Annotated in this window: 1 protein-coding gene; it reads left to right on the top strand. The window is 71.9% G+C overall.

Translation table 11 applies throughout. The features are described from left to right. Nucleotides 1-55: 55 nt before the first annotated feature. A partial coding sequence (locus ACWCSU_RS52640) for a type I polyketide synthase (protein ID WP_449945191.1) occupies nt 56-4,814 on the top strand: 4,759 nt, incomplete at its 3' end.

A 4,814-nucleotide genomic window follows, 5' to 3' on the forward strand; every position in this document is an offset into this window, starting at 1 on the left:
GCGTGGGTTCAGGACGAGGCGGTTGCGGGTGTCGCACGCTTTCCACTCGTCGTTGATGGATCCGATGCTGGAGGATTTCCGTGCGGTTGCTCGCACGTTGACGTACAGCTCGCCGCGGATCCCGATCGTCACCTCAGGGGATGTGTGCTCGCCTGACTATTGGGTGGACCAGGTTCGTGGCACGGTCCGGTTCGCTGACGCCGTCAGCGCTCTGGACGCGCAGGGCGTCCGGGCGTATCTGGAACTCGGCCCCGACGGCGTGCTGAGCGCCATGGCAGCCGAGACACTCGGCCCGGACGCCGTGCTGGTCCCGGCACTGCGCCGGGATCGCGACGAGGAGCTGGCGATCACCACCGCGCTGGCCGAGTTGCACGTGCACGGGGTGCCGATCGACTGGCAGGCGGTGTTCCCCGGCGCACGCACGGTGGAGCTGCCGACCTACGCCTTCCAGCGGGAGCCGTACTGGCCGCCAGGACGGCGAGGCGGCGACGCGCGGGCTCTGGGGCTGGACACGGCGCGGCACCCGCTGCTCAGCGCCGCCATCGGCTTCGCCGACTCCGACGGTGTGCTGCTGACAGGTGTGTTGTCGCTGCGGTCGCATCCGTGGCTGGCCGATCACGTGGTCGGCGGCTTGGTGGTGTTCCCCGGCACCGGCTTCCTCGAGCTGGCGATCCGGGCCGGTGACCAGGCCGGCTGCGAGCTGGTCGAGGAGCTGACGCTGGCGGCGCCGCTGGTTCTCGGCGAGGACGAGGCGGTCGCGGTGCAGGTGTCGGTGGGCGCCCGGGGCGAATCGGGCAGGCGCGCACTCGGCATCTACGCCCGCCCCGCCGAGGCCAAGGAGGGCACGCCGTGGACGCGGCACGCCACCGGCACGCTCGCAACGGGCTCGTCGGCCTCCGGCCCGGCCGACGTCCCGTTCGACACGACCGTGTGGCCGCCGCAGGGCGCGACCGCGATCGACCTGGACGGCTTGTACGGCAGGCTCGCCGCGAGCGGGCTCGGCTACGGCCCGGTGTTCCAGGGGCTGAAGGCGGCGTGGAAGGCCCCGGGCGGCGAGGTGTACGCGGAGGTGGCCCTGCCGGACCAGGTGGCCGACGCCGCTCTGTTCACCCTGCATCCGGCGTTGCTCGATTCCGCGCTGCACTCGCTGCCGTTCGTCGGCCTGGAGTCGGGTGGCGGCCGGTTGCCGTTCTCCTGGAGCACGGTCAGTCTCCAGGCAGGAGGCGCCACCGCTTTGCGGGTACGGCTCGCCACGGCCGGCACGGATGCCGTGTCGCTGACCGCGGTGGACCCCGCGGGGACCCCGGTGCTGTCGGTCCGCTCGCTGGAGCTGCGCGCCATGCCGGTCGACCAACTCGCCGCGGCATCCTCCGACCGCGGGGACTCCCTTTTCCAGCTCGACTGGATCACCGTGCCGATGAGCGTGTCTCCGGTGGACGCCGTGACGGGGCTGGAGGTCGCCGAGCTCACCGGCGACCTCGACACGCTGGACCTGCCCTCGGGCAGGGCGCCTCATCTGGTGACCGTCGAGATCGACGTGCCCGAGTCAGCGGATGCGGCCGGGGCGGCGCACGAGGTCACCACCCGCGTCCTGGATCTGCTCCAGCAGTGGCTGGCCGACGAGCGGTTCGCCGGCTCGCGCCTGGTGTTCGTCACCCGGGGCGCGATCGCGACCGGCGCCGGCGAGTCAGTGACGAACCCGGCTGCGGCCACCGTCTGGGGACTGGTCCGCAGTGCCGAGGCGGAGAACCCCGGCCGATTCCTGCTGGCCGACGTGGAGGAGCGGGAGACCGCTCTGTCCGCGCTGCCCGTGGTCCTGGCGTGCGGCGAGCAGCAGGTGGCGGTGCGCGACTACGAGGCGCGGGTGCCCCGGCTCACCCGCCGGCCCCTGAGCGAGCACAAAGCCGGACCGTGGGATCCCGACGGCACCGTGTTGATCACTGGTGGCACGGGTGGCCTGGGGGCGCTGTTCGCGCGGCACGTGGTGGCCGGGCGAGGAGTACGGCATCTGCTGCTGGTCAGTCGCCGGGGGCTGGAGGCTCCTGGGGCAGTGGAGCTGCGTGACTCGCTGGTCGCGGAGGGCGTGGAGGTCAGGGTCGTCGCGTGTGACGTGGCGGATCGGGAGCAGGTGGCCGCGCTGCTGGCCGCCGAACGCTCGCTGACCGCGGTGATCCACACGGCCGGTGTGCTCGACGACGGGACCATCCCCTCCCTGACCCCCGAGCGCCTCGACACGGCGTTGCGTCCCAAGGTCGATGCCGCCTGGCACCTGCACGAGCTCACCGCGGACCTGGATCTGGCGGAGTTCGTCTTGTTCTCGTCGGTGGCCGGCACCTTCGGAGGCGCCGGGCAGGGCAACTACGCGGCGGCCAATGCCTTCCTGGACGCCCTGGCCCAGCAACGCCGGGCGGCCGGATCGCCGGGGATATCGCTGGTCTGGGGTCCGTGGTCGCAGGACGCCGGCATGACGAGCGGGCTGTCGCAGACGGACGTCCAGAGGTTGCACGCGAGCGGGCTGCTGCCGATCACCCCGGCCCAAGGTGTGGCCATGTTCGACGCCGCGCTCGCGAGCGGTGCCTCGGCGGTGTCGCCTGTCCGGTTGAACATGCCGGCGCTGCGGGCGCACCGGGAACTGCCGCCGATCTTCTCCGGGCTGCTGCCTGCCGTACGGCGCTCGACTGCCGGGCGGGCGGTCGGCGAGCTGGCGCGGCGACTGGCTTCACTTGGTACGGCGGAGCGTCTTGGCGCCGTGGTGGAAGTTGTGCGGACCGAGGTGGCGCTGGTCCTGGGGCATGCCACGCCGGACACGGTGGAGCTGCGGCGCGGCTTCCGCGACCTCGGCTTCGACAGCCTCACCGCCGTGGAGTTGCGCAACCGGCTCAACACGGCGACCGGTCTCCGGCTGCCCGCCACGCTGGTGTTCGACTACCCGACGCCGACCGCGCTGGCGGAGTTCCTGCTGGCCGAGCTGCTGGGGACACGCGAGGATCTCGCGGCACCGGAGATCCTGCCGGTGGCGGCCGACGATCCGATCGTGATCGTGGGCATGGCCTGCCGGTATCCGGGTGGGGTCAGGTCCGCCGACGACCTGTGGCGGCTGGTGATCGACGAGACCGACGCGATCACCGGCTTCCCGACCAACCGGGGCTGGGACCTCGGAGCCGTGTACAACCCGGATCGCGAGAGCCGGGGGACGTCGTACGTCCGGGAGGGCGGGTTCCTGCACGAGGCGGCGGAGTTCGACTCGGGCTTCTTCGGGATCTCGCCGCGTGAGGCGCTGGCGATGGATCCGCAGCAGCGGCTGCTGCTGGAGGTCACCTGGGAGGCGATCGAGCGGACCGGCATCGACCCGCTCTCCCTGCGCGGAAGCCGTACCGGGGTCTTCGCCGGACTGATGACCCACGACTACCGGCCGGGGCGGCTGGAGTTCCCGCCCGACGTGCTGAGCTTCATCGGGTCGGGCACCGCGGGAAGCGTGCTGTCCGGCCGGGTCTCCTACACCTTCGGGCTGGAGGGCCCGGCGGTGACGGTCGACACGGCCTGCTCGTCGTCGCTGGTGGCCATCCACCTCGCCGCGCAGGCGCTGCGGGGCGGCGAGTGCTCGCTGGCGGTCGCGGGCGGTGTGACGGTGATGGCGACGCCCGGGTCGTTCATCGACTTCAGCGGCCAGGGCGGTCTGGCCGCCGACGGGCGCTCCAAGTCGTACTCGGACGCGGCCGACGGGGTGGGGTGGTCCGAGGGCGTGGGCGTGGTGGTGCTGGAGCGGCTGTCGGAGGCCCGGCGCAACGGTCACCAGGTGCTGGCTGTCGTGCGCGGGTCGGCCGTCAACCAGGACGGTGCTTCCAACGGGCTGACCGCGCCGAACGGTCCGTCGCAGCAGCGGATGATCCGGCAGGCGCTGGCGAGCGCGGGGCTCACGGCCGCCGAGGTGGACGTGGTGGAGGGGCACGGCACCGGGACGACGCTGGGTGATCCGATCGAGGCTCAGGCGTTGCTGGCGACCTATGGTCAGGATCGGGAGCGGCCGTTGCTGTTGGGGTCGATCAAGTCGAACATCGGTCACTCGCAGGCTGCCGCGGGCGTCGCGGGTGTGATCAAGATGGTCATGGCGATGCGGCACGAGGTGCTGCCCAGGTCCTTGCATGTGGACGCGCCGTCCTCGCATGTGGACTGGTCAGCCGGAGCGGTGGAGCTGCTGACCGAGGCCAGGCCCTGGCCCGGGGTGGAGCGGCCATGGCGGGCGGGGGTGTCGTCCTTCGGGATCAGCGGCACGAACGCGCACGTGATCATTGAACAGAGCCCGGTGGAGTCCCCGGCGCCCGTGGGGGACAGCGGGGTTCTGCTGCCTGTGCTGGTCTCAGGGCGCACCGAGCAGGCGTTGTGCGCGCAGGCCGGGCGATTGGCGGAGTTCCTGGACGCATCGCCCGGCGTGGGGCTGGCCGATGTGGCGTTCTCGCTGGCCACCACTCGGTCTGGGTTCGAGCATCGGGCCGTGCTGGTCGCCGGGGATCGCGAGAGCGCGTCGGCCGGATTGCGCGCGTTGGCTGAGGACCTGCCGGGTGCGGTACGGGGAGTGGCCGGCTCGGAGCCGCGGCTCGCGTTTCTGTTCACGGGGCAGGGGAGTCAGCGGGTGGGGATGGGGCGGGGGCTGTATGAGCGGTTCCCGGTGTTTGCTCGGGCGTTTGATGAGGTGGCGGCCCGGTTTGATTCTTTTGTTGGGGAGGATCTGGATCGGACGGGGGTGGCGCAGCCTGCGCTGTTTGCGTTGGAGACGGCGTTGTTCCGGTTGGTGGAGTCGTGGGGCCTCAGGCCGG

It is taken from the genome of Nonomuraea sp. NPDC001699, assembly GCF_053596455.1.